General features: G+C 51.4%; 1 protein-coding gene. It reads right to left on the bottom strand.

What is annotated here, in order from left to right; translation table 11 throughout:
- Nucleotides 1-2 precede the first annotated feature (2 nt).
- The coding region (tuf, locus tag X965_RS18725) for an elongation factor Tu (RefSeq protein WP_036419846.1) at nt 3-1172 on the bottom strand (1170 nt) is incomplete at its 5' end.

Here is a 1172-nt window from a genome sequence, read left to right as displayed (position 1 = left end):
AATTAACCCATCACTTTCGCTACAACACCCGCGCCAACGGTACGGCCGCCTTCACGGATTGCGAAACGCAGACCATCGTCCATTGCGATTGGGTGGATCAGGGTGACGATCATTTTGATGTTGTCGCCCGGCATTACCATTTCAACGCCTTCCGGCAGTTCGATAGTACCTGTTACGTCTGTGGTACGGAAGTAGAACTGTGGACGGTAGCCTTTGAAGAATGGAGTATGACGACCACCTTCATCTTTGCTCAGAATATAAACTTCTGATTCAAATTTGGTATGTGGTTTGATTGAACCTGGTTTAGCCAGAACCTGACCACGTTCGATTTCTTCACGCTTGGTACCACGCAGCAGAACACCGACGTTCTCACCGGCACGGCCTTCGTCCAGCAGTTTGCGGAACATTTCAACACCGGTACAGGTGGTTTTCGCAGTATCTTTGATACCCACGATTTCAACTTCCTCACCAACCTTGATGATACCGCGCTCAACACGACCGGTAACAACGGTACCACGGCCGGAGATTGAGAATACGTCTTCGATTGGCAGCAGGAACGGCTTGTCAATTGCACGCTCTGGCTCAGGGATGTAAGAATCCAGGTAGCCTGCCAGTTCAACGATTTTAGCTTCCCACTCTGGCTCGCCTTCCAGTGCTTTCAGCGCTGAACCGCGAACGATTGGCGTGTCGTCGCCAGGGAAATCGTACTGAGACAGAAGTTCACGAACTTCCATTTCAACCAGTTCCAGCAGCTCTTCATCATCAACCATGTCACATTTGTTCAGGAATACGATGATGTAAGGAACGCCAACCTGACGACCTAACAGGATGTGCTCACGGGTCTGTGGCATAGGGCCATCAGTTGCAGCAACAACCAGGATAGCGCCGTCCATCTGTGCAGCACCGGTGATCATGTTTTTAACGTAGTCGGCGTGCCCCGGGCAGTCAACGTGCGCGTAGTGGCGAGTCGGAGTATCGTACTCTACGTGAGAAGTAGAGATGGTGATACCACGTGCTTTTTCTTCAGGCGCGTTATCGATCTGGTCGAATGCACGAGCGTTACCGCCGTAGGTTTTTGCCAGAACGGTGGTGATTGCAGCAGTCAGGGTAGTTTTACCGTGGTCAACGTGGCCGATAGTACCAACGTTAACGTGCGGTTTCGTACGTTCAAA

The organism is Morganella sp. EGD-HP17 (genome assembly GCF_000512315.2).
GTDB lineage: Bacteria > Pseudomonadota > Gammaproteobacteria > Enterobacterales > Enterobacteriaceae > Morganella > Morganella morganii.
Note: the sequence above shows the minus strand (reverse complement) of the source record. Positions and strands in the feature narration are given on the sequence as shown.